The sequence below is a fragment of the Streptomyces litchfieldiae genome (genome assembly GCF_031845365.1).
In the GTDB taxonomy this organism is placed as follows: Bacteria; Actinomycetota; Actinomycetes; order Streptomycetales; family Streptomycetaceae; genus Streptomyces; species Streptomyces litchfieldiae.
Window position 1 is genome coordinate 268,382 of the sequence record NZ_JAVREL010000003.1, and the last position, 21,872, is coordinate 290,253.

At 74.4% G+C, this 21,872-nt stretch carries 20 protein-coding genes; 10 read left to right on the forward strand and 10 right to left on the reverse strand.

Annotation, left to right across the window (positions count from 1 at the left end; all coding sequences use genetic code 11):
- Positions 1-259: 259 nt before the first annotated feature.
- Positions 260-1,975 (forward strand): DEAD/DEAH box helicase, encoded by a 1,716-nt coding sequence (locus RM590_RS07795; protein WP_394813817.1) that lies wholly within the window; start codon positions 260-262, stop codon positions 1,973-1,975.
- Positions 1,976-1,990: 15 nt separating this feature from the next.
- Here the strand turns inward: RM590_RS07795 and RM590_RS07800 are convergent, their stop codons facing one another.
- A complete protein-coding gene (locus RM590_RS07800) occupies positions 1,991-3,787 on the reverse strand; it encodes a bifunctional metallophosphatase/5'-nucleotidase (protein ID WP_311703653.1) in 1,797 nt (598 codons plus the stop codon).
- A 149-nt stretch (positions 3,788-3,936) separates the two neighbouring features.
- On the opposite strand from RM590_RS07800, the gene RM590_RS07805 reads away from it, so the two are divergent.
- The gene (locus tag RM590_RS07805; protein WP_311703654.1) at positions 3,937-4,782 is read left to right on the forward strand and encodes an alpha/beta fold hydrolase; all 846 of its coding nucleotides are present in this window, start codon (positions 3,937-3,939) and stop codon (positions 4,780-4,782) included.
- Between the two features lie 5 nt (positions 4,783-4,787).
- On the opposite strand, the gene RM590_RS07810 is transcribed toward RM590_RS07805, so the two are convergent.
- The 7 genes from RM590_RS07810 to RM590_RS07840 form a co-directional block, all read right to left on the reverse strand.
- The gene (locus tag RM590_RS07810; RefSeq protein WP_311703655.1) at positions 4,788-5,639 is read right to left on the reverse strand and encodes a PHP domain-containing protein; all 852 of its coding nucleotides are present in this window, start codon (positions 5,637-5,639) and stop codon (positions 4,788-4,790) included.
- A gap of 41 nt (positions 5,640-5,680) precedes the next feature.
- The gene (locus tag RM590_RS07815; RefSeq protein ID WP_311703656.1) at positions 5,681-6,319 is read right to left on the reverse strand and encodes a DUF6758 family protein; all 639 of its coding nucleotides are present in this window, start codon (positions 6,317-6,319) and stop codon (positions 5,681-5,683) included.
- Positions 6,320-6,362: 43 nt separating this feature from the next.
- The gene (locus RM590_RS07820) at positions 6,363-6,956 is read right to left on the reverse strand and encodes a suppressor of fused domain protein (RefSeq protein WP_311703657.1); all 594 of its coding nucleotides are present in this window, start codon (positions 6,954-6,956) and stop codon (positions 6,363-6,365) included.
- The gene (locus tag RM590_RS07825) at positions 6,953-7,891 is read right to left on the reverse strand and encodes a DMT family transporter (protein ID WP_394813818.1); all 939 of its coding nucleotides are present in this window, start codon (positions 7,889-7,891) and stop codon (positions 6,953-6,955) included. Before RM590_RS07825 ends, RM590_RS07820 begins: the two co-directional genes overlap by 4 nt.
- A gap of 118 nt (positions 7,892-8,009) precedes the next feature.
- Positions 8,010-8,237, reverse strand: coding sequence for a DUF3107 domain-containing protein (locus tag RM590_RS07830; RefSeq protein WP_311703658.1), 228 nt, complete (start codon positions 8,235-8,237; stop codon positions 8,010-8,012).
- A gap of 137 nt (positions 8,238-8,374) precedes the next feature.
- Complete coding sequence (locus RM590_RS07835; RefSeq protein WP_311703659.1) at positions 8,375-9,001, reverse strand: TetR/AcrR family transcriptional regulator; 627 nt, start codon at positions 8,999-9,001, stop codon at positions 8,375-8,377.
- 131 nt (positions 9,002-9,132) lie between these two features.
- Complete coding sequence (locus RM590_RS07840; RefSeq protein WP_311703660.1) at positions 9,133-9,378, reverse strand: hypothetical protein; 246 nt, start codon at positions 9,376-9,378, stop codon at positions 9,133-9,135.
- 138 nt (positions 9,379-9,516) lie between these two features.
- Here RM590_RS07840 and RM590_RS07845 point away from each other — a divergent pair, with 138 nt between their 5' ends.
- The 6 genes from RM590_RS07845 to moeZ all read left to right on the forward strand — a co-directional run bounded on the left by RM590_RS07845 (position 9,517) and on the right by moeZ (position 16,683).
- Positions 9,517-10,506 carry an alpha/beta fold hydrolase gene (locus tag RM590_RS07845; RefSeq protein ID WP_311703661.1) on the forward strand — a complete coding sequence of 330 codons (990 nt, stop codon included), beginning with the start codon at positions 9,517-9,519 and terminating at the stop codon, positions 10,504-10,506.
- Positions 10,493-11,527 (forward strand): DUF3152 domain-containing protein, encoded by a 1,035-nt coding sequence (locus RM590_RS07850; RefSeq protein WP_311703662.1) that lies wholly within the window; start codon positions 10,493-10,495, stop codon positions 11,525-11,527. The genes RM590_RS07845 and RM590_RS07850 overlap by 14 nt, the downstream gene beginning before the upstream one ends.
- 151 nt (positions 11,528-11,678) lie before the next feature.
- Positions 11,679-13,343, forward strand: a complete 1,665-nt coding sequence (locus tag RM590_RS07855) for a DUF3492 domain-containing protein (protein ID WP_311703663.1) — start codon at positions 11,679-11,681, stop codon at positions 13,341-13,343.
- Positions 13,340-14,386 carry a hypothetical protein gene (locus RM590_RS07860; protein WP_311703664.1) on the forward strand — a complete coding sequence of 349 codons (1,047 nt, stop codon included), beginning with the start codon at positions 13,340-13,342 and terminating at the stop codon, positions 14,384-14,386. The genes RM590_RS07855 and RM590_RS07860 overlap by 4 nt, the downstream gene beginning before the upstream one ends.
- Positions 14,387-14,462: 76 nt before the next feature.
- Positions 14,463-15,392 carry an NAD-dependent epimerase/dehydratase family protein gene (locus RM590_RS07865; protein WP_311703665.1) on the forward strand — a complete coding sequence of 310 codons (930 nt, stop codon included), beginning with the start codon at positions 14,463-14,465 and terminating at the stop codon, positions 15,390-15,392.
- A 112-nt stretch (positions 15,393-15,504) separates the two neighbouring features.
- Positions 15,505-16,683, forward strand: coding sequence for an adenylyltransferase/sulfurtransferase MoeZ (gene moeZ / locus RM590_RS07870; protein WP_311703666.1), 1,179 nt, complete (start codon positions 15,505-15,507; stop codon positions 16,681-16,683).
- 162 nt (positions 16,684-16,845) lie between these two features.
- Here moeZ and RM590_RS07875 read toward each other — a convergent pair whose 3' ends face one another.
- Both RM590_RS07875 and RM590_RS07880 read right to left on the reverse strand, forming a co-directional pair.
- On the reverse strand, positions 16,846-18,495 hold the full coding sequence (locus RM590_RS07875; protein WP_311703667.1) for an alpha/beta hydrolase: 1,650 nt from the start codon (positions 18,493-18,495) through the stop codon (positions 16,846-16,848).
- Positions 18,492-20,135: an alpha/beta hydrolase gene (locus RM590_RS07880; RefSeq protein ID WP_394813819.1), complete on the reverse strand. Its 1,644-nt coding sequence runs from the start codon at positions 20,133-20,135 to the stop codon at positions 18,492-18,494. Before RM590_RS07880 ends, RM590_RS07875 begins: the two co-directional genes overlap by 4 nt.
- Positions 20,136-20,245: 110 nt before the next feature.
- Between RM590_RS07880 and RM590_RS07885 the strand changes: the two genes are divergently transcribed.
- A complete protein-coding gene (locus RM590_RS07885; protein ID WP_311703668.1) occupies positions 20,246-21,232 on the forward strand; it encodes an NAD-dependent epimerase/dehydratase family protein in 987 nt (328 codons plus the stop codon).
- Between the two features lie 84 nt (positions 21,233-21,316).
- A complete protein-coding gene (locus RM590_RS07890) occupies positions 21,317-21,805 on the forward strand; it encodes a MarR family winged helix-turn-helix transcriptional regulator (RefSeq protein WP_311703669.1) in 489 nt (162 codons plus the stop codon).
- The last annotated feature ends 67 nt before the right edge of the window (positions 21,806-21,872 follow it).

A 21,872-nucleotide genomic window follows, 5' to 3' on the forward strand; every position in this document is an offset into this window, starting at 1 on the left:
TGACCCGGTCGCGAGCACCCGGAACAGGGCCTGACACATGTGCGCCGTTCCGGGGTACAGTGGTATATGCGGCCCGCTCGTATGCGGTGGGCCCATCCCCATGCCGGAGACCTGGGCCCGGAACGTACGGAACTCGCCCAGGAGACCCGAGGATGCCCGGTCGGTGGCCCGATCGGCTCCGACCTGACCAGCCCTCCGCGCGGTGCGTGGGGGATTCGCCCGACCGAAACGTCCGGGGGAGTTCCGCACAGACCGCGGCATGAGGGACCCCGCTCGCGCGGTGCGTGCGCTTGAGCGAGACGACCGGGTCCCGCGCCGGACGGCCGGCCCCCATCCCGGGGCCGCCACTCGACGGCGCGGTAACGACGACCCGCCTCGCCGCCGGGTGCCGCGTCACACAGAAGAGGCAACCACCCTGTCCGCTACCACCATCACATTCCGAGATCTCGGGATCCTGGCCGAGACCGCCGAGGCCCTGGAGGCCGTCGGCATCACCACCCCGTTCCCCATCCAGGAGATGACCCTTCCCGTCGCCCTCGCCGGCACCGATGTCATCGGTCAGGCGAAGACCGGCACCGGGAAGACGCTGGGCTTCGGGCTGCCGCTGCTGGAGACCGTCACGGTCCCGGCGGACGTCGAGTCCGGGCGGGCCACGGCCGAGCAGCTCACCGACGCGCCGCAGGCGCTCGTCGTCGTCCCCACGCGTGAGCTGTGCCAGCAGGTGACCAACGACCTGCTGACCGCCGGCAAGGTCCGCAACGTCCGGGTTCTGTCGATCTACGGCGGCCGGGCCTACGAGCCGCAGGTCGAGGCGCTGAACAAGGGCGTCGACGTGGTCGTCGGCACCCCGGGCCGGCTGCTCGACCTGGCCGCCCAGCGCAAGCTGGTGCTGTCCCAGGTGCGCTGCCTGGTCCTCGACGAGGCCGACGAGATGCTCGACCTGGGCTTCCTGCCCGACGTCGAGAAGATCATCGAGCTGCTGCCCGCGAAGCGGCAGACCATGCTGTTCTCCGCCACCATGCCGGGGCAGGTCATCGGCCTCGCCCGGCGCTACATGCGGCAGCCCACCCACATCCGCGCCACCGAGCCCCACGACGAGGGCGCGACTGTGGCCAACATCACGCAGCACGTCTTCCGCGCGCACTCCCTGGACAAGCCGGAGATGGTCGCGCGCATCCTCCAGGCCGAGGGCCGGGGCCTGGTCATGGTCTTCTGCCGCACCAAGCGGACGGCGGCCGATGTCGCCGAGCAGCTCGGCCGGCGCGGCTTCGCCGCCGCGGCGGTGCACGGCGACCTCGGGCAGGGCGCCCGCGAGCAGGCGCTGCGCGCGTTCCGCAACGGCAAGGTGGACGTCCTCGTCTGCACCGATGTCGCGGCCCGCGGCATCGACGTCGACGGCGTCACCCACGTGATCAACTACCAGACGCCCGAGGACGAGAAGACCTATCTGCACCGCGTCGGCCGCACCGGCCGCGCCGGGGCCACGGGCATCGCGGTGACCCTGGTCGACTGGGACGACATCCCGCGCTGGCAGCTCATCAACAAGGCGCTGGGCCTGACCTTCCCCGACCCGCCGGAGACGTACTCCACCTCGCCGCACCTGTTCGAGGCGCTGGGCATCCCCGAGGGCACCAAGGGCACGCTGCCGCGCGCCGAGCGCACCCGGGCCGGGCTCGCCGCCGAAGAGGTCGAGGATCTCGGCGGGCCCTCCGCCAAGGGCAAGCGCCGCGGGCGGGAGAGCAGCCAGCCGCCGAAGGCCCGCACGCCGCGCCAGCGCCGCCGCACCCGCGGCGGGGTCACGGTGACCGGCGAGGCGACCGCCGCGCCGGCCGAGAGCACCGAGTCGGCCGCGCGGGACGAGGCGGACGCCCCGGCCGAGGTCGGGACCACCGCCGCGCCGCGCACGCCGCGCCGTCGGCGCCGCCGCACGCGCGGCGGGCAGCCAGGCGCCGGGCAGCCGTCGGCCGATTCCTGAGCCGGGCGCGGGGAGTCAGAAGACGGGCTCCCCGTTCCGGGTCAGCCGCCAGTCGGCGGAGGCGAACGCGGCCGGATCGATCGCGCCGTTCGCCCGCACCCAGGCGATGATCGTGTTGCGGATCTCGTCGGAGTTGGACCACAGCCGCTCGGCGCCGGCGATGTGCGGGAAGTTCCCGCCGCCGCCCGCGCGGTAGTTGTTGACCGCCAGCACGAACTCCTCCGCCTCGCCGACCGGCCGGCCGTCCGCGTGCCGCAGGCCGGTGACGCGGGACCCGGCCGGGCGGGCGATGTCGATGTCGTAGGCGACGCCGGAGACCGCGTCGTAGTTGTAGTCGGGGATGCCGCCCGCGTTCGTGAGCGCGGCGGGGTCCACCGGGGCGCCGGCCGGGGTCTGCGTGAAGTAACGCGCCGAGTACTCCAGGTAGTCCTTCAACTGGGCGCCCGTGATCAGCCGCGCCTCCAGGGTGTTCTCGAACGTGTACAGCCCGGCCACGTCGCGGATGGTGACCTCGCCGGCCGGTATCGCCGCGGTCCGCGAGAAGCACGCGGCCTGGGACAGCACCGGGGTTCCGGCGTACTCGGAGCCGGCCAGCGCGGCGGTGACCGTCTCGGTCTGCACGTGGTTGATGAAGTCGATGACGGCGGTGTCCTTGTAGGGCGCCTCGGTCGCCGCCATCGCCTCGGTCGCGGTGCCGATGACCTGGTTGACGTAGGCGACGACCCGGGCGTGCTGCTCGCCGACAAGTCGGGTGATGCGGGGGTCCTCCGCCACGGTGTTGGTGTTGCGCACCTCGGCCGTGACCGACTCCACCTGCCAGCCGCCCCGGTCCCAGACCAGCTCGAAGTCGAAGAGGGTCAGCCGCTTGCCCCAGAACAGCGGCTCGGAGAGCACCACTTCGCGCCCGGTCTCCGCGTTCTTCACCCGGCGCTCGGGGATCTCCGTGTGCGCGTGGCCCACCAGGATCGCGTCGATGCCCGGCACCTGCTCGGCCACCAGCGCGGCGGCGTTCTCGATGTGCGGGATCTGGTCGCCGTAGGAGGACGTGCCGCTGGTCCCGGAGTGCGCGGAGACGATCACCACGTCGGCGCCCATCGCGCGCAGCCGCGGCACGTAGTGCGCCGCCTGTGCCTCCAGGCTCGGGAAGATCATCCGTCCCTCGACATGGGCCCGGTCCCAGACGGCGATGCCGGGGTTGGTCAGGCCCAGCACCGCCACCGTGACGTCGCGGCCCCGGGGCGGGCGCAGCCGGGTCAGCCAGTAGGGCGGGAAGGCGGGGCGTTCGGTGTCCGCGTGCAGGGCGTTGGCGGCGAGCAGCGGGAAGTCGCACTGCGACTGGAAGGCGCGCAGCAGCGGGATGCCGTAGTTGAACTCGTGGTTGCCGAGCGCGGCGGCGTCGTACCCGATCGCGTTCATGGCCTGGGCCATGGGGTGCACCGGGCCCTCCCCGGTGCCGGTGATGGGGTCGATCTTGGCGTAGTAGTAGGCGAGTTGGGTGCCCTGGATGGTGTCGCCCGCGTCGATGAGGAGGGTGTTGCGGCGGCCCCGCTCGGCGCGGATCTCGTTGACGAGGGTGGAGATCTTGGCGAGGCCGATGTCGTTGCCGCCGGCGTCGGTGAACTCCGCGTCGGTGAAGTAGTCCCAATTAAAAACGTTGCCGTGCAGGTCGGTGGTGCCCAGCACGGTGAACTCGTACCGCGGCGGACCGGGCTCCCGGCGGGCCGCGGCGGGCGCCGCCGCGGCCCCGGTGAGCGCCACCCCCGCCCCGGTGGCGGCAGTGGTACCCAGAAACGTCCTGCGGTCCAGCGGCATGGGAACTCCTCGCGAGTGGTACGGCCCCAACGGGGGAAACGCGCGTAGATTCTGGCGGAGCGCGCCGCCCGGCAACACCCCCCGGCGGTTTCGCCTCGATGACGGACCGATGTCGGCGGCCGGTCGCCCGGTCCGGTTACTGTCGAGAGGTGAGCAGACCGCCGTTCTGTATGCCGCCCGCGGGGGTGCGGGCCCGCCGGCTCGCGACCCGGCGCGGGGAGTTCGCCGTGCTGGACGCCGAGCCGGCCGGGACGCCCGTCGGGACGGTGCTGCTGGTGCCCGGATACACCGGCAGCAAGGAGGACTTCATCGCGCTGCTGGCGCCGCTGGCCGCGTCGGGGTTCCGGGCGGTGGCCGTGGACGGGCGCGGCCAGTACGAGTCGCTGGGCGCCACCGGGCGCGGGGCGTACCGGCTCGGGGCGCTGGCGGAGGACGTGCTGGCGCAGGCGGAGGCGCTGGAGAACGGGCGCGTGCACCTGGTGGGCCACTCGCTGGGCGGCCTGATCTGCCGGGGCGCGGTCCTGCGGGCGGTGGCCGCCGATCGGCCGTCGCCGTTCGCCTCGCTGACCCTGATCGGCTCGGGGCCGGGGCGCGTCGCGCGGTGGCAGCGGTGGAAGGTGCGGGCGCTGAGCGTCTGTCTGCCGGTGCTGGGCACGGGCGGGGTGTGGCGGGTGTGCTACCGGCAGGTGGAGCCTGGCGACGTGGGGGCGTTCCTCTACCGCCGCTGGCTGGCGAACACGCCCGCGCAGCTCCTGGCCACGGGCCGCACGCTGCGGCACGAGCCGGACCGGGTGGCGCGGCTGGCCGCCGCCGGGCTGCCCATCCACGTGGTCTCCGGGGAGCGGGACGGCGCCTGGCCGGTGCCGCTGCTGGACCGGATGGCTGTCCAACTCGGCGCGCGCCGCACGGTGATCAAGGGCGCGGAGCACTCGCCGAACGCGGAGCAGCCCGCCGCGACCGCGGCGGCGCTGCTGGACTTCTGGACCGGGCGGTAGCGGCTTCAGGCCCGCTGGCCGGTGATCGGCTCGGCGCCCTTGGCGCGGGCCACGATCGCGGCGTAGACCTCGGGGTCGGTCGTGTGCTCGCCGAGCCGGCACGGCTTGCGGGTGCCGTGGTAGTCGCTGGACCCGGTGGTCAGCAGGTCCAGCTCGCGGGCCATCGCGCGCAGCCGGTCGCGGGTGGCGCCGTCGTGGTCCAGGTGGTCCACCTCGACGCCGTCCAGGCCGGCCGCCGCGAGGCGCGCGATCGCCGCGTCGGGGACGACCCGGCCGCGCCGCGCGGCCAGCGGGTGGGCGAAGACGGCGACGCCCCCGGCGTCGTGGATCAGGCCGATCGCGGTGACCGCGTCCAGCTCGTGCTTGTCCACATGGGCCCGCCCGCCGTCGCCGATCCACTCCCGGGTGAACGCGGCGGACACCTCCTCGATGACGCCGGTCTCGACCATGGCGGCGGCGATGTGCGGGCGGCCCACCGCGCCCGGGGCCAGCTCGCGGACCCGCTCCCAGGTGATCGGCACGCCCAGCTCGCGCAGCCGGCCGACGATGGCCCGCGCGCGGGGCACCCGGTCGTCGCGCAACAGGTCGCGTTCCCTTGCCAGTTCGGGCTCGTCGGGGTCGAAGAGGTAGGCCAGCATGTGCAGGCTGACCCCGTCCAGCCGGCAGGAGATCTCCGCGCCGGTGACCAGGGTCAGCCCGGGCGGCAGCGCCGCGGCGGCCGCCGGGTGGCCCGCGACCGTGTCGTGGTCGGTGAGGGCGACGACGTCGAGCCCGGCGGCGGCGGCGTTCATCACCAGCTCGGCGGGGGAGTCCGTGCCGTCCGAGGCCGTGGAGTGGGTGTGCAGGTCGATGCGCACCGGGACAGGATAGGCCAGCACCCGACTTCGGCGGGCGCTGCTCAGGACAGGATGCGGGGCGACAGGGCGCCGCAGGGGACGAGGTCCACCTCGGAGCCGGCGTCGCGTAGATCGGTGAGGACCAGCTCGTCGTACAGCAGCAGCCCGGACTGCTGCGGCCAGACCACGGCCCACAGCCACAGGCCCATCGCCTCGCCCGCGAACACCGCGCGGTCCTCCGGGGCGCCGTTGACCAGCCACATCGGGGTGGGGCGGCCGGCCGCGTGGACCTTGACCTGGGGCGGGTCGGACATGTTGAGCCTCGGGCCGGGGTCCGGGCCGTCGATACCCGCGTAGCGGGCGCCGAGCCCGACGCCCAGTTCCTCGGCGATCAGCAGCAGCTCGCCGGGGCCGCCGAGCGGGCCGGGGCCGGTGCAGGCTATGGCGCTGGCCCGGCCGCCGCCGCGGTCGTCACCCGCGGAGGCCACGCCGGTGAACAGCCAGCCCACGGGGAGCGGCCAGGGCATCCACACCGGGACGCGGGCGCGGTTCACCGCGACGGTGAGCGCGTTGACGCTGGGCGGGATGATCGGCTGGAGCGGGTGCACCGGGCCGTGGGTGCCGCACTGCCACGAGTCCGCGAAGAGACCGGGCGCTCGCACTCGTCCACCGCATTTCGGGCAACTGGGTTCGCCCCTCATGGGGAACAACAGTCCCCGTGTGCCGCCCGTCCGTCAAGGCGTGTCACCCACTCAGGGGGGTGCCCGCCCGGGTCGGGTCGGTGAGATCGGTGCCGTGCTCCCGCCACCGGTCCCGCAGGGCCGCCGCGCCGTGGACCCGTTTCCAGGCGGCCTCGTTGGGCGTCATGGGCAGCAGCGGCAGGAAACGGACCGGGTCGCGGGGCGCCGGGAGCGGCAGCTCGGGCACCGGGCCGTCCGGGTCGTCCACCAGCACGGAGGTGAACGGGGCGCCGGGCCACAGCGGTTCGCCCAGGTCCAGGGAGCCGCCGGGCGCCACCACCACGCCCTCGACCTGCGGGGACGCGGCCAGCACGGCCAGGGGGCGCAGTACGCCGTCGGTCGCGGCGCGGCCGGCGCGCAGCGTGAGCAGCAACTCGGCGCGCGGGCCGCGCCCGGGGTCGGCGACGGTGGCGGTGGGGTCGGTCATCGGCGCGGCGGACATGCCCAGCGTCGCGTAACGCACCAGTCCGCGCCCGGGGTCGGGGAAGCGCAGCACCTCGATGCGCTCGGTGCCGAGGAACGTCACGGCGGCGCGGGCGTCGGGCTCGCCGAGCGCGGTGCGCAGCCGGTCTTCGGCGCGGGTCAGGACGTCGTTCATGCGGTGCGTTCTCCCCTGATGACCAGGGCCAGGCCGAGCAGGATGACCGCCAGGGCCGGGTAGGCGGCGGCCGGCGGGGACTGGCCGAGCCAGATCGCGGCGATCAGCGCCGCGCCGGGTGTTTCGAGCAGCAGCGCGGTGGACGTGACCGACGGGCCGAGGCCGCGCACCACGCGGTTGAGCAGCGAGTGGCCGAGCAACTGGGAGGCGACGGTCAGCGCCAGCAGCTTCAGCCAGGTCTCGCCGGAGTAGCCGGCGCCGAGCGAGTCGCCGGCCAGCGCGCAGACGGGGAGCAGCAGCGCGGCGGCGGCCCCGTAGCACAAGAACGTGTAGCCGGTGGTGCTCGTCGTGCGCCGCACCTCGGCGCCGATGAGCACGTACACCGCGCCGGCGACGCCGCCGCCCAGCGCCAGCGCGTCGCCGGCCAGCGCCTCGGCGGAGACCGTCAGGTCCACGCCCGTCAGCAGCAGCACCCCGGCGAACGCGACCACCGAGCCCAGCCACACCGAGGCTGGCGGGCGGTGGCCGAGCAGCCGCAGCAGCAGGGTCGCCCAGATGGGTGTCGTGGTGGCCAGCGCGACGGAGGAGGCGACCGAGGTGAGGTGCAGGCTGGGCAGCCAGAGGCCGAAGTGGGCGGCGAGCGCGGCGCCCGCGGCCAGCGACAGCAGCAGGGTCCGGCGGTCGGTCCCGGCCAGCTCCGCGCGCGCCCGCCGGCGAAGCAGCATGACCGGCGCGAGGCCGGCGACGGCCAGGGCGTTGCGCCAGAAGGCGATGGCCAGGGCGGGCGCGGCGGTGGCCGCGATCAGCGGGCCGGATATCGAGATCCCGGCGACGGCGACGGTCAGCAGCAGCGCGTCGAGCCGGGCCGGGGCGACGCCGGGGCGGGCGAGCGGCGCGCGGGATCGGACGGGGCGGCGGGCGCCGGTGGCGGGCACGGCTCTCCTTCTCCGGGAACGTCGGCGGCGGGTGGCGACCCCCCTCCAGGCTAGGCCGTGTCCGCGAACGGGAACGGCGGCCGGTGAACACCGGCCGCCGTTCCCGTTCGTCGAGGCGTCAGAGTGCCCCGAAGCCGACCCGGCGGGGGGTGGGCTGGCCGATCTCCACGTACGCCACCCGGTCCGCCGGGACCAGGATCTTGCGGCCATGCTCGTCGACCAGGGTGAGCAGCTTGCCCGTGCCGGACAGCGCCTCGGCGATCGCGCTCTCCACCTCCTCGGCAGACTGTCCGCTCTCGAGAACGATCTCGCGCGGCGTGTGCTGAACGCCGATCTTGATCTCCACGGCTTGTCCCTCCGCTGGTCCCAAACGTGCGCGATGGTCCGCGCCGTACCTGACCACAGGTTATCCGCGCCGCCGACCCGCCCGGTCACGGGCCGGGCAAGCCCAGAGCGAACAGTCGGCGCCCGATCGGTGCCGGATCAGTGCTGGAGAGGGAAGCCCGCGATGCCCCGCCACGCCAGGCCGGCGGTCAGGGAACGCGCCACGTCACCGGGAACGCGCTGGCCCGAACTCAGCCAGTGCCGCGCGGTGACCTGGGCCATGCCGCACAGGCTCACCGCGAGCAGCATCGCCTGCTCCTCCGGCAGGTCGGTGTCCTCGGCGATCAGCGGGCTGACCAGCTTGGCGCAGTCCTCGGCCACCCGGTCGACGCGCTCGCGCACCGAGGGCTCGTTGGTGAGGTCGGACTCGAAGACCAGCCGGAACGCGCCACCCTCGTGCTCCACATAGGAGAAGTAGGCGTCCATGGTGGCGGCGATGCGCTGCTTGTTGTCGCTGGTCGCGGACAGGGCCTTGCGGACGGCCTGGACCAGCGCCTCGCAGTGCTGGTCGAGCAGCGCCAGGTACAGCTCCAGCTTGCCGGGGAAGTGCTGGTAGAGAACCGGCTTGCTGACTCCGGCCCGGTCGGCGATGTCGTCCATGGCCGCCGCGTGGTACCCCTGGGCGACGAACACCTCCTGGGCCGCGCCCAGGAGCTGGTTGCGTCGGGCCCGGCGCGGCAGGCGCGTGCCGCGGGGGCGCGCCTCGGTCTGCTCGGTGGCTGTCACGCCGCCTCCCGGTGGTCTTGAGTCTGTACGGTGCACGTGCGCATGAGTCGTACGCCGTCTCGACATCGTACGTTCGAGTAGTCGCGGAGCGTGCATCGTAAGGGCAGGATTTCACTCTGCGGACATTCCGCTCAGCGGTATTCCTCGTCACCCGTGTCGACGGCGCGGGACTGCTCGGTGGCGTCCCCGGGATCCACCTCGTCGCTGCTGCGCTCGGTCAGTGGAGTGTCGCGCAGCCGGAGCAGATCGAAGCGCTGCTCGACCGCGTCGGCCTCGGGCGCCTCGTCCTCCAGCTCCTCCTCGAACAGCTCCTCGTCCTGCTCCGCGTCGAGGAATTCGTCGAACGACTCGGGGTCCTTCGGATCCTGCGACATCATCTCCACCTCCTGGGGGTCCCGCGGACCGGTGGGCCTTTCCAGCCTAGGGGCGCGGCGCGGGGGAGGCGAACTCATCCATCGGGGGCCGTCCCGGAGGGGCGCGTGCCCAGGGGCGTGACGGACTCGTAATATTGCGCCATGCCAACCACCGAAGAGCTGCGGGCCCAGGCCGCGCTCGCCGCTGCGGAGGGCTGGCCCGGGGTGCGGGACGGGGAAACGCTGCGGACCGTCGCCCTGCCCGGGATGACGCTGGCGATCCGCCGCCGTGCCGCGACACGGGACGGCCTGGAGCCCGCCCTGTTCGTCCACGGCCTCGGCGGGTCCTCCCGCAACTGGTCCTCGCTCATGGAGCTGCTGTCCGGCGACGTCGAGTGCGAGGCCGTCGATCTGCCCGGTTTCGGCGCGTCGCCGCCGCCCGACGACGAGGACTACTCCGTCTACGGGCACGCCCGCGCGGTCATCCGCTGTCTGGAGTCGAGCGCGCGCGGCCCCGTGCACCTCTTGGGGAACTCGCTGGGTGGTGCCGTCACCACCCGGGTCGCCGCGCTGCGGCCCGACCTGGTGCGCACTCTCACCCTGATCTCGCCCGCGCTGCCCGAGCTGCGGCCCCAGCGCTCCGCGCTGCCGACCGGCCTGCTGGGCATGCCGGGGATGCCGCGGCTGCTGCCGCGGATGACGAAGGAGCTGACCGCCGGGCAGCGGGCCCGCCAGGTGCTGCGGCTGTGCTACGGTGATCCGGCGCGGATCACGCCCGAGGAGTTCTCCGCGGCCGAGGCCGAGCTGGAGCGGCGGCAGGCGCTGCCGTACTTCTGGGACTCGCTCAGCCGCTCCGCCCGGGGCCTGGTCAACGCCTACACGCTGGGCGGCCAGCACTCGCTGTGGCGGCAGGCCGAGCGGGTCCTCGCCCCGACGCTGCTGGTGTACGGAGGCCGGGACCGGCTGGTGTCGTTCCGCATGGCGCGCCGGGCGACCCGGGCGTTCGGGTCCTCCCGGCTGGTCGTGCTCCCCGAGGCCGGGCATGTGGCCATGATGGAGTTCCCGGAGGAAGTGGCACACGGATTCCGGGAGTTCCTGACCGGGACCGCCGCGCCGCCGGGCGGTCGAGGGGAGCCGCATGGATCATCGTGACACCGCCGCACCACTGTCGCCCGCGGGACCGCGCCAGGAGTACCTCGATGCGTTTGACGACGCGAACTACGGACAGCACATCCCGGAACAGCGCGGGCCGCGGCCCGCGCGCCCGGCGTCGCACCGGCGGCACGGCCGCCCGCCGAAGCGTGAGCCCGTGCCCGGGGATAGCCGGTCCCGGCGGGCGAAGGGCGGCTGGGGACGCACGCTGACGGGGCTGGCCGCCGCCGCGGTGGTGACGGCGCTCGGCGTCGTGGTCGCCGTCCGCGTGGCCGAGCCGGACACCGGCGAGCGGGACATCGCCGACGCCGAACGGCCCGCCGTGGACGCGGACGAGGAGCGCGCGGAGCGGCCCCCGGCCGACGCCGACCCGTCGCCGTCGGCCGCCGAGGAGGAGGTCGAGGAGGCCGCGCCGCCCACCTATGGCGAGATGCTGAGCACCTCGTTCGAGATGGACCCGGAGCTGACCGGTTCGGGCGAGCTGGTCCCGGTCCCCGGCTCGGACGACGCGGCCGATCCGGACGCGACCACGCTGGTCCGCTACCGGGTGGACGTGGAGGAGGGGATCGGCGTCGATGCCGGGTTCTTCGCGGAGGCCGTCCACCACACCCTCAACGACGAGCGGAGCTGGGGCAACGACGGCGAGCGCACCTTCGCCCGCGTCTCCTCCGGCGACTACGACTTCGTCGTCACCCTGGCCAGCCCGGGCACCGCCGCGGACTGGTGTGCCCGTTCCGGCCTGGACATCACCGAGGACAACGTCTCCTGCAACTCCTCCAGCACCGAGCGGGTCATCATCAACGCCTGGCGGTGGGCGGAGGGTTCGGAGACGTTCGGCGAGGACATCGCCGGGTACCGGCAGATGCTCATCAACCACGAGGTGGGGCACCGGCTCGGCTACCAGCACGTGGTGTGTCCGGAGGAGGGCGCGCCGGCGCCGGTGATGATGCAGCAGACCAAGTTCCTGGACACGAACGGCGTGACCTGCCGCCCCAATCCGTGGCCGCATCCCGCCAACTGACCGGCGGCAGTGGGCCCTAACGACTCCGCTCGGCGCGGAGTCACGAATATTCACCCCTTTTGATGGTGTGGCGGACAACCGTCCGCCGAGCCAGGCACAAGTAGACATACCGTCTTGCCGTCAGTGAGGACGGAGTCGAGGGGGTGCGCCGGTGCGCGTCGCATTGCTCACGGAGGGTGGATATCCGTACGCCCAGGGCGAGTCGGTGGCCTGGTGCGACCGGCTGCTGAACGGCCTGCCGGATCACGACTTCGACGTCTACGCCCTCAGCCGCGGCCGGCAGCAGGAGCTCGGCCCGCGCCGCACGCCGCCGCCCGCCGTTCGCCGGGTGCGCACCGCGCCGCTGTGGGGGCCGCCCGCCCCGGGCCGGGTGCCGCGGGCGGCTGGCCGCCGGTTCGCCGAATGCTTCGCCGAGCTGACCGCCGCCCTGTGCCCCGGGTACCAGCCGCTGGGCGAGGACCGCACCGGGCGTCAGGCGGACCGTTTCGCCAGTGGTCTCTACGGGCTGGCCGCGCTCGCCGCCGAGCTGGGGCCGCCGCGCCCGCGCCCGGCCGGGTCGCTGTGCGCGGCCGGGGCGCTGAGCGCCTGGCTCTACTCCGAACAGGCCCTGCGGGTCCTGGAGTCGGCGTGCCGGGCGCCGGGCGCGCCGCGCGCGGTGCAGGCGGCACGGTTGACCGACCTGCTCGCCGTCACCGAGCGGCTGGAGCGGGCGCTGCGCCCGCTGTCGCTGGACTGGTACGGCGCCGACGCGCTCGGCGCCGCGCGGCTGTGCCACGCGGTCGGCGCCGGGCCGGCCGCGCTGCCCGGGCTGCTCGCGCGGCGCTTCCGTGGCACCCCGCTGCTGATCACGGAGTACGGTGTGAGGCTGCGCAGCCACTATCTGACCAGCGCGGCCGGCCCGGCCCCGGGGGCGAGCGCGGCCGGGGCGGCGCACGCCGTCGCGCCGTCCGCCGCCGGGGCCCCGGTGCGCGCGCTGCTGGGCGCGTTCCAGTTCCGGCTGGCGCGGGAGGCGTACGCCCGGGCGGCGCTGATCACGTCCGGCGACGCGCGGGCCCGGCGCTGGCAGGAGCGGTGCGGCGCCGACCCGGCGCGGCTGCGCACGGTCTACCCGGGCATGGACGCGCGCCCGTTCGCCGCGGTGGCCCGGGCCGACGCGGGGCGGCCGGCCCCGGCGCTCGTCTGGGTCGGCCGGCCCGGCCCGGACAAGGACCTGGCCGGTCTGCTGCACGCCTTTCACGCGGTGCGGGCCGCCGAGCCCACCGCGCGGCTGACGGTCGTGGCCACCCCGGCGCGCGGCCGGCCGGACGACGGGTACCTCGCGCACTGCCGGGCGCTGGCCGCGCGGCTCTTCCCGGGCGCCCCAGAGCTGGTCACGTTCACCGAGGCCGGCACCGCGGCGGTGCCCACCCTTGCCGACGCCTACGCCGCGGGCGATGTCGCGGTGCTCTCCAGCGCCGTGGAGGGGTTCCCGGTGACGCTGATCGAGGCGATGTTCTGCGCCCGGGCCACCGTCTCCACCGACGCCGGGGCGGTGTGCGAAGTCATCGGCGGCACCGGGCTGGTGGTGCCGCCGGGCGACCCGCGCGCGCTGGCGGACGCGTGCCTGGACCTGCTGCGCGACCCCGAGCGGCGCGCGCGGCTGGGGGCGGCGGCGCGGGCCCGCGCGCTGGAGCTGTTCACCGTCGAGCGGAACGTCGCCGCGTTCCGCTCCGTCTACCACGAGCTGAGCCTCGGCGGGCCGGGTGAGCCACCCCGGCCGAGCTGGGCGCGGGAGCCCATACGGGCCGGCGCTGGCGGGCGGGAGGAACGGCCGTGACCGTCTCCGTCGATCCGGTGCGCGGGCTGCTGCGCGACCACCGCGCCCTGTGCGAACGGGCCGTCGACCCCCTGGAGATCGCCGCCGGACTGGAGGCACGCGGGCTCACCGACCGGGCCGCCGCGCGCTTCCGGCACCGGGACCTCTTCTCGCTCGCCGAGGAGCTGTACGCCCGGGCGGCGGCGCCCGCCGAGGCGGACGGTCCCCGTCGGCCCCGCCCCCGGGCGGCCGACCCCGGGGCGGGCCTGCGCCGCGTGGTCCGGGCGCTGCTGCCGCTGCTGCCCGGCGCGCTGTGCGCCGCCGGGCTGCGGGCCGGGGCGGACCGGACCGTGCTGGCGGCGGCGACGCTGGCCGCGGTGTGGCTGGTGCTCTTCCGCCGCACGCCGGTGGGCCCGGCCGGGCTGCTCGCACTGCCGCCGCTCGCCCACGCGCTGGGCGGCGACCCGTTCCTGGACGAGCTGCTGCCCGGACCGCAGGAGGTGACGTCCGACGCCGCGGCCACCGCGCTGGCGCTGTCGTTCGCCGTGGCGCCCGCCGCCTGGAGCGCGGCCTGGTTCGCCGCGCGCTGCCGGCGCCGGCTGGCCGCCAGCCGGGGCGTGCGCGGTTTCGCGGCCGGGGCCCGGCCGCTGCTGGCCGCGGCGCTCGGCCTGTATCTGGCCGGGCTGCTCGCCGCGCAGGGCGTCGTGCGGCTCCTGCTCGGGCCGAGCGCGCTCGGCAGCACCACCGCGCTGGGGCTGCTGCTGGGGATCGCCGTGCTGCTGATCGGCCACGGCTTCCGGTGCGCGGCCGCGGCCGGGCTCGCGGTCGCGGGCGGGGTGGAGGCGCTGGCCGTGGCCCTGGCCAGCGCGTCCTGGCTGCCCGGCTGTGGCGCGCTGGGCCGCCCGGTGGCCTCGCTGGTCGCCGCCCACGGCCTGACCGCCGTTCCCGTGCTGGCCTGCGCCTGCGCGGCGGCCGGGCTGCTCGTCCTGGCCGCGCGGTCGCTGACCGGCCCGGCCGCCCACCACGAGACCGCTTCTCCCACCGTTCTCCCGAACAACTGTTAACGCAACGCAAGGAGCAAGGACCGATGACCCGAGAGCTGCCCGGCACCGCCGCCGATTCCCCCCGGGAGGCCGTCCGATGAGAGTGCTGCTTCTCGGCGCCGGCGGGTATCTGGGCCGGTTCGTCGCCGACCGGCTGCTCGCCGACCCCGCAGTCCAGCTCACCGCGCTCGGCCGCGGCGACGACGCGGATGTCCGTTTCGACCTGTCCACCGGCAGTCCGGGGGCGCTGACGCGTTTCCTGGACGCGGTGCACCCCGGCGTGGTCGTCAACTGCGCGGGCGCGATCCGCGGCACGGCGAGCGAGCTGGCCCGGCACAACACGGTGGCCACCGCGACGCTGTGCGAGTCGCTGCGGCGCAGCGGCTGCCGCGCCCGGCTGGTGCACCTGGGCTGCGCGGCCGAGTACGGCCCCTCGCAGAACGGCTCCTCCATCGCCGAGGACGCCGTGGCCCGGCCCGGCGGACCGTACGGGGTGAGCAAGCTCGCCGCGACGGAGCTGGTGCTCGGCTCCGGGCTGGACGCCATCGTGCTGCGGGTCTTCTCGCCGACTGGGCCGGGCACCCCGGCCGGTTCGCCGCTGGGGCGGCTGGCCGACTCGCTGCGGCGGGCGATGCAGCACGGCGACAGCGAGCTGAAGCTGAGCGGACTGGCCGTGCAGCGCGACTTCGTCGACGTCCGCGACGTGGCGCGGGCGGTGCACGCGGCGACGCTGTCCGCCGCGCAGGGCGTGGTCAACATCGGCACCGGGCACGCGGTGCGGCTGCGCGAGGCGGCGATGTCGCTGGCCCGGATCTCCGGCTTCGCCGGGACGCTGCACGAGCTGGAGGCCCCGACGGTGCCGCGCCAGCACCCCGACGGCCCGGTGTCGACGCCCTATCCGGACGGCTGCGGCGCCTGGCAGCAGGCCGATGTGCGCACCGCGCGGGACCGGCTCGGCTGGCGGGCCAGGATCGGGCTGGAGGAGTCGCTGGCCGACATCTGGATGGAGGCCGCCTGCCGGATGTGACGCCCGCCGGCGGCCGGGCTGCCCGGAGTGTGGAACCGGTGTCTCGGAATGGGACCGCTCGTGGCAGTGTTGAAGCGAGAACGACTGTCCCTATGACCCAAACGGAGTCACCGTGTCGCTGCCACCCCTGGTAGAGCCGGCCGCCGAGCTCACCGTCGACGAGGTCCGCAGGTACTCCCGCCACCTGATCATCCCGGACGTCGGGATGGACGGGCAGAAGCGGCTGAAGAACGCCAAGGTGCTGGCCGTGGGCGCGGGCGGGCTGGGTTCGCCCGCGCTCATGTACCTGGCCGCGGCCGGGGTGGGCACCCTGGGCATCGTGGAGTTCGACGAGGTGGACGAGTCGAACCTGCAACGGCAGATCATCCACAGCCAGGCGGACATCGGGAAGTCCAAGGCGCTCTCCGCCAAGGAGACGGTGCAGGGCATCAACCCGTATGTGCAGGTCAACCTGCACGAGGAGCGCCTGGACTCGTCCAACGTGATGGAGATCTTCGCGCAGTACGACCTCATCGTCGACGGCACGGACAACTTCGCGACCCGTTACCTGGTCAACGACGCCTGCGTGCTACTCGGCAAGCCCTATGTGTGGGGCTCCATCTACCGCTTCGACGGCCAGGCGTCCGTGTTCTGGTCGGAGCACGGGCCGTGCTACCGCTGCCTGTACCCGGAGCCGCCGCCGCCCGGCATGGTGCCGTCGTGCGCCGAGGGCGGCGTGCTGGGTGTGCTGTGCGCGTCGATCGGCTCGATCCAGGTCACCGAGGCGATCAAGGTGCTGACGGGCACGGGCGACCCGCTGGTCGGCCGGCTGATGATCTATGACGCCCTGGAGATGACCTACCGCCAGGTCAAGGTCCGCAAGGACCCGAACTGCGCGGTCTGCGGCGACAACCCGACCGTCACCGAGCTGATCGACTACGAGGCGTTCTGCGGTGTCGTCTCGGAGGAGGCGCAGGCGGCGGCCAAGGACTCCACGATCACTCCGGCCCAGCTCAAGGAGTGGATCGACGGCGACGAGAAGATCGACATCATCGACGTCCGAGAGCCCAACGAGTACGAGATCGTCTCCATCCCGGGCGCGCGGCTGATCCCCAAGAACGAGTTCCTCATGGGAAACGCGCTCAGCGACCTGCCGCAGGACCGGCGGATCGTCTTGCACTGCAAGACGGGTGTCCGCTCGGCGGAAGTGCTGGCGGTGCTGAAGGACGCCGGCTTCGCCGACGCCGTGCACGTGGGCGGCGGGGTCATCGGCTGGGTCAACCAGATCGAGCCCGAGAAGCCGGTGTACTGAGCCGGTGTACTGAGCCGGTGTACTGAGCCGGTGCACTGAGCCGGTGTACTGAGCCGGGCAACGCCTCCGGCTGAACGGCACGCGTGCCGGCCGGGCTCCGGACTCCGGGGCCCGCCGGCACGTTGTTGTGATGTCACCCGCGTGATGTCACCCGCGCCGGGCTCAGCCGCAGGTGGTGCCGTCCTCGGGCACCGTGCCCTCCAGCAGACGGGCGTTGACGGCCTCCACGACGCAGTCGTCGCCCGAGGTGTAGGCGCTGTGGCCCTCGCCGTCGTAGGTCAGCAGCGGCGCCACGTCCGCTCCGCCGATGGCCTCCTGCATGCGCTGCGCGCCGGCGTAGGGGGTGGCCGGGTCGCCGGTGGTGGCGACCAGCAGCAGCGGCGCGGCGGCATCCGGCGCGTCGTACGCCGGGGGCTCGGGCGACTCGGTGAACGGCCAGCCCGTGCAGCCGCTCAGGCCGCGCACCATGAACTCCCCGAAGACCGGGGATGCCTCCACGAACTCGTCCTCGTGTTCGAGCAGTTCGGGCACGGTCATGCCCGACGGGTCGTCGGCGCAGCGTATCGCGGCGTTGGCCGGGCCCTGGTTGCTGTACTGGCCGGTGGCGGGGTCGCGGCCGATGTAGAAGTCGGCCAGCAGGAGCAGGGTGCTGCCGTCGCCCTCGTCCAGCGCCTCCGTCAGGCCGATGGTCAGGTACTCCCAGGAGTCCTGCGAGTAGAGCGCCGCCGCGATGGCCGTCGTCGCCTGGCCCTGGGTCAGCCGCCGGCGGTCGGGGTCGCGGGTCGGCAGCGGGGCGTCGTCCAGGTCGTCGAGCAGGCCGGAGAGCACGTCGTTGCCGGCCGCGGGGTCGTCGCCGGTGGGGCAGTCCGGCTGCGTCGCGCAGTCGGCGAGGTAGTGGTCCAGCGCGAGCTGGAATCCCTCGGCGTCCAGCAGCGCCACGGCCACCGGGTCCGAGCGGGGGTCCACCACGGCGTCCAGCACGGTGCGTCCGACCTTGCCGGGGAAGAGGTGCGCGTAGACGGCGCCGAGTTCGGTGCCGTAGGAGATGCCGAAGTAGTTCAGCCGCTCGTCGCCCAGGACGTGCCGCAGCACGTCCATGTCACGGGCGGTGTTCGTCGTGGTGACGTGCGGCAGCAGCTCGCCGGAGTGCTCCTCGCAGGCGGCTATGTACTCCTCGTTGGCGGCCTCGTTCGCCGCCTCCTCCTCGGGGGTGTCCGGCGAGCTGTCCAGGGTCTGGTCGTACTCGTCCAGCTCCGCGTCGTCCAGGCAGACGATGCCCGCGCTCTCGCCGACGCCGCGCGGGTCGAAGCTGACCAGGTCGAAGCCGCCCGCGCGCAGCTCCTCGTACTCGGCGGCGGCGGACGGCAGGGTGCCGACGCCGGAGCCGCCGGGCCCGCCGAAGTTGAAGACCAGCGACCCGACGCGGGTGTCCTCGGGGGCGGAGGAGACGGCGCGGATCAGCGCGATCTCGATCGTCGCGCCCTCCGGGTCCGCGTAGTCCACCGGCACGGTGAGCGGGGCGCACTGCCAGGGTGTGCCGTCGGGCAGGTCCCGGGGCTCGCCGGTGACCGCCGCGCCCTGGAGGGCGGTGGGCGCGCCGCAGTCCGCCCACTCCAGCCGCTGTTGGCCGATCTCGTCGGGCAGGCCCTCGTACGGCCCGGCGGCCGGGGTGTCGTCCGCCCCGGCCGTGCCGTTCCCCCGCCCCTCCTCGACGCCGATCGGCAGGCTGGTGGTCGTGCAGGCGGTGGCCGCGGTGGCCAGGAGGACGGCCAGCAGCGGAAAGTGTGAAATTCTTGAAAATGCGCGGGTCACGGGCAGACGGTACCGTCATCGGGCGTCGAACCGGCCAGCAGGTGCGCGTTGACCGCCTCGACGACGCAGTCGTCGCCGCTGGAGTGGGCGCCGTGGCCCTCGCCGTCGTAGGTCAGGAGCACCCCGACGCCCTCGCCGAGCGCGTCCCGCATCCGCTCGGCGCCGACAAGCGGGGTGGCCGGGTCGCCGGTGGTGCCGAGCAGCAGGATCGGCCGCGCGCCGGGTGCGGCGACCTCGGGCTGGTCCTGCTCGCCGGTCACCGGCCAGTGCGCGCAGGCCATGATCGACCAGGCCAGGGTCTCGCCGAAGACGGGCGAGGCCGCGCGGAACTCGTCCAGGTGCTCGTGCACCGTGTCGGTCGCCGGCCGGGAGGCGAAGTCGCCGCAGTTCACGGCGTTGTTGGCGGCGCCGACGTTCCGGTAACGGCCCTGGGAGTCCCGGCCGTTGTACTGCTCGGCGGCGGCCAGCATCAGATCGCCGCGGCCCTCGTCCAGCGCCTGGCGCAGGGCGTCGGTGAGGAACGGCCAGGAGCCCTCGGAGTACAGCGCGGACAGCAGGGCGGTGAACGCCAGGCCGCGGGTGAGTTGGCGGTCGGTGTCCGTGGGCAGCGGCTCGGCGCGCAGCTCTTCGAGCAGGCCGTTGATGACATCGTAGCCCTCCTGGCCGCCCGCCCCGGTGGGGCAGTCCGGCTGCTCGGCGCAGTCGGCGAGGTAGTGGTCCAGGGCCCGCTGGAAGCCCTCGGTCTGGAGCAGGCCGCGCTCGACCACGTCCCGGGTGGGGTCGACGACGGCGTCCAGGACCATGCGGCCGACGTTGTCGGGGAAGAGGTGGGCGTAGACGCCGCCGAGCTTGGTGCCGTAGGAGATGCCGAAGTAGTTCAGCCGGCCGTCGCCCAGGGCCAGCCGCAGCAGGTCCAGGTCGCGGGCGGTGTTCTCGGTGCTGATGTGCGGCAGCAGGTCGCCGGCCCGGGTCCGGCAGGCGTCGGCGTACTCCCGGCTGTCCGTGAGGAATGCCCGCTCCTCGGCGGGCGTGCGCGGCGGGCCGTGGTCCTCCTGCGCGGAGGCGTCGATCTCGGCGTCGGAGCGGCAGACGACGCCCGCGCTCTCGCCGACGCCGCGCGGGTCGAAGCTGACCAGGTCGTACGCCTCGAACAGCGCGGCGTAACGGTCGCCGGTCCGCGGCAGGGTGGCCACGCCGGAGCCGCCGGGGCCGCCGAAGTTGAAGACGAGGGAGCCGAGGTGCCCCGAGCCCCCGGCGGAACGGGCGCGGATGACGGCGATGTCGATGGTCTCGCCGTTGCCCGGGTCGGCGTAGTCGAGGGGCACGGTGAGGTCCGCGCACTCCCAGCCGGGGGCGGGCGCCGCGCCGCTGCCCTGCAACGGGGTGGGCGCGCCGCAGGGCTCCCAGGCGAGCTCCTGCTCGGTGAACTCGGCGGGCAGCTCGGGCAGTTCCTCGTCGGCGCCGGCCGGGGAGGGCGCGTTCGGCGTCTGTCCGGCGGGCTGCCCGTCCCGGTCCGCGTCCCCGTCGCCGCCGCCGCTGCACGCCCCGAGGACGAGCACGGCCGTGGCCACCAGGGACACCGCACGTATGCCGCCCCCGCGCATCGGAGTCCCCTTCCCGAAGCCGCTGTTGTCTTTCATGGGGAGGCTACCTGCCACCGGCGGGCGGCCCCACCGCCGCCGCTGCCCGCCCGGTCTGCTGTGGGCATATTGTGCGCGTCGGCCGGGGTGTGCGGTGCTTGAGTGCAGGGATGGACATATTGGTGCTGGGCGGCACGGCCTGGGTGGGCCGGGAGTTCGCGGAACGGGCGGTGGCGCGCGGCCACCGGGTGACGTGTCTGGCGCGCGGGGAGAGCGGCGCCGTGGCGGACGGGGCGGAGCTGGTCGCCGCCGACCGGCGCGACCCCGGGGCCTACGCGGCGGTGGCCGGCCGGGAGTGGGACGCGGTGGTCGAGGTGTCGTGGCAGCCGGGCTTCGTGCGCGGCGCGCTGGAGGCGCTGGGCGAACGGGCCCGGCACTGGGCCTATGTGTCCTCGGTCAACGTCTACGACCCGCCCTATGTGCCGGGCGCGGACGAGTCGGCGGCGACCCTGCCGCCGACGGACCGCGCCGAGGTGGGGCGCGAGGAGTACGGCGAGGCCAAGGCCGCCTGCGAGCTGGCCTCGGCGGCGGCCGTGGGGGACCGGCTGCTGGTGGCGCGGGCCGGGCTGATCGGCGGGCCCGGCGACCACAGCGGGCGGTCCGGCTACTGGGCGGCGCGCGCCGCGCGGGCGCCGCGCGAGCCGATGCTCGTTCCGGACACCCCGGACATGCCGACCCAGGTGGTGGACGTGCGGGACCTGACCGGCTGGCTGCTGGACGCCGCCGGCGCCGGGACCACGGGCACGTTCGACGCCACCGGCCCGGTGGTGCCGTTCGCCGAGTGGATCGATCTCAGCCGCACGGCCGGCGGGCACACCGGACCGGTGGTTGCGGCCGGCTCCGACTGGCTGCTGGCCCAAGGCGTGGTCCAGTACATGGGGCCCGGCTCGCTGCCGATGTGGGTGGTCGAGCCCGGCTGGGAGGGCTGGTCCGCCCGGGACGGCTCCGCGGCGGTCGCGGCCGGGCTGCGCCACCGGCCCCGGCGGGACCTGGTGGCCGACACCCTGGCCTGGGAACGGGCCCAGGGCCTGGACCGCGAACGGCGGGCCGGGCTGGACGCCGCGCGGGAACGCGAACTGCTCGCCGCGCTGGGCTGACCGGCGGCCGGGGCCGGGACGAGGGCGGCAATCGTGCCAGTTCGCGGATAATCCATCACGGACCTAATTGGTTACGCTGGGGTTATGACTGCCATGGCACCCAACCGCACCGAGCCCGACCTGTCGTTCCTGCTCGATCACACCAGCCACGTCCTGCGGACGCGGATGGCCGCCGCCCTCGCCGAGATCGGGCTGACCGCGCGCATGCACTGTGTGCTCGTCCACGCCCTGGAGGAGGAGCGCACCCAGATCCAGCTCGCCGAGATCGGCGACATGGACAAGACCACGATGGTCGTGACCGTCGATGCCCTGGAGCGCGCCGGGCTCGCCGAGCGCCGCGCGTCAAGCAAGGACCGGCGGGCGCGGATCATCGCCGTCACCGAGGAGGGGGAGCGGGTCGCGCGGCGCAGCCAGAAGATCGTCGACCAGGTCCACGCCGACGCGCTGGGTGCGCTGCCGCAGCGCGAGCGCGACGTGCTCGTCCAGGCGCTGAACCGGCTGGTCGAGGGGCACTTGGCCGAGCCGGCCGAGAGCCCGGGGGCGGCGCGCCGGCCCCGGCAGCGCGAGAAGTAGGGCGCGCCTTCGATCCAGTGCTTCGATCCGAGAAGGATCGTCTGCAACAGAACTATCTGCTAGGGTC

What these genes read in the sequence shown, in the direction of transcription:
- RM590_RS07795 (WP_394813817.1), top strand. Translation starts at nt 260, where the DNA reads ATGAGGGACCCCGCTCGCGCGGTGCGTGCGCTTGAGCGAGACGACCGG.
- RM590_RS07800 (WP_311703653.1), bottom strand. Translation starts at nt 3,787, where the DNA reads ATGCCGCTGGACCGCAGGACGTTTCTGGGTACCACTGCCGCCACCGGG.
- RM590_RS07815 (WP_311703656.1), bottom strand. Translation starts at nt 6,319, where the DNA reads ATGAGGGGCGAACCCAGTTGCCCGAAATGCGGTGGACGAGTGCGAGCG.
- RM590_RS07820 (WP_311703657.1), bottom strand. Translation starts at nt 6,956, where the DNA reads ATGAACGACGTCCTGACCCGCGCCGAAGACCGGCTGCGCACCGCGCTC.
- RM590_RS07840 (WP_311703660.1), bottom strand. Translation starts at nt 9,378, where the DNA reads ATGATGTCGCAGGATCCGAAGGACCCCGAGTCGTTCGACGAATTCCTC.
- RM590_RS07845 (WP_311703661.1), top strand. Translation starts at nt 9,517, where the DNA reads ATGCCAACCACCGAAGAGCTGCGGGCCCAGGCCGCGCTCGCCGCTGCG.
- RM590_RS07850 (WP_311703662.1), top strand. Translation starts at nt 10,493, where the DNA reads ATGGATCATCGTGACACCGCCGCACCACTGTCGCCCGCGGGACCGCGC.
- RM590_RS07865 (WP_311703665.1), top strand. Translation starts at nt 14,463, where the DNA reads ATGAGAGTGCTGCTTCTCGGCGCCGGCGGGTATCTGGGCCGGTTCGTC.
- RM590_RS07880 (WP_394813819.1), bottom strand. Translation starts at nt 20,135, where the DNA reads ATGAAAGACAACAGCGGCTTCGGGAAGGGGACTCCGATGCGCGGGGGC.
- RM590_RS07885 (WP_311703668.1), top strand. Translation starts at nt 20,246, where the DNA reads ATGGACATATTGGTGCTGGGCGGCACGGCCTGGGTGGGCCGGGAGTTC.
- RM590_RS07890 (WP_311703669.1), top strand. Translation starts at nt 21,317, where the DNA reads ATGACTGCCATGGCACCCAACCGCACCGAGCCCGACCTGTCGTTCCTG.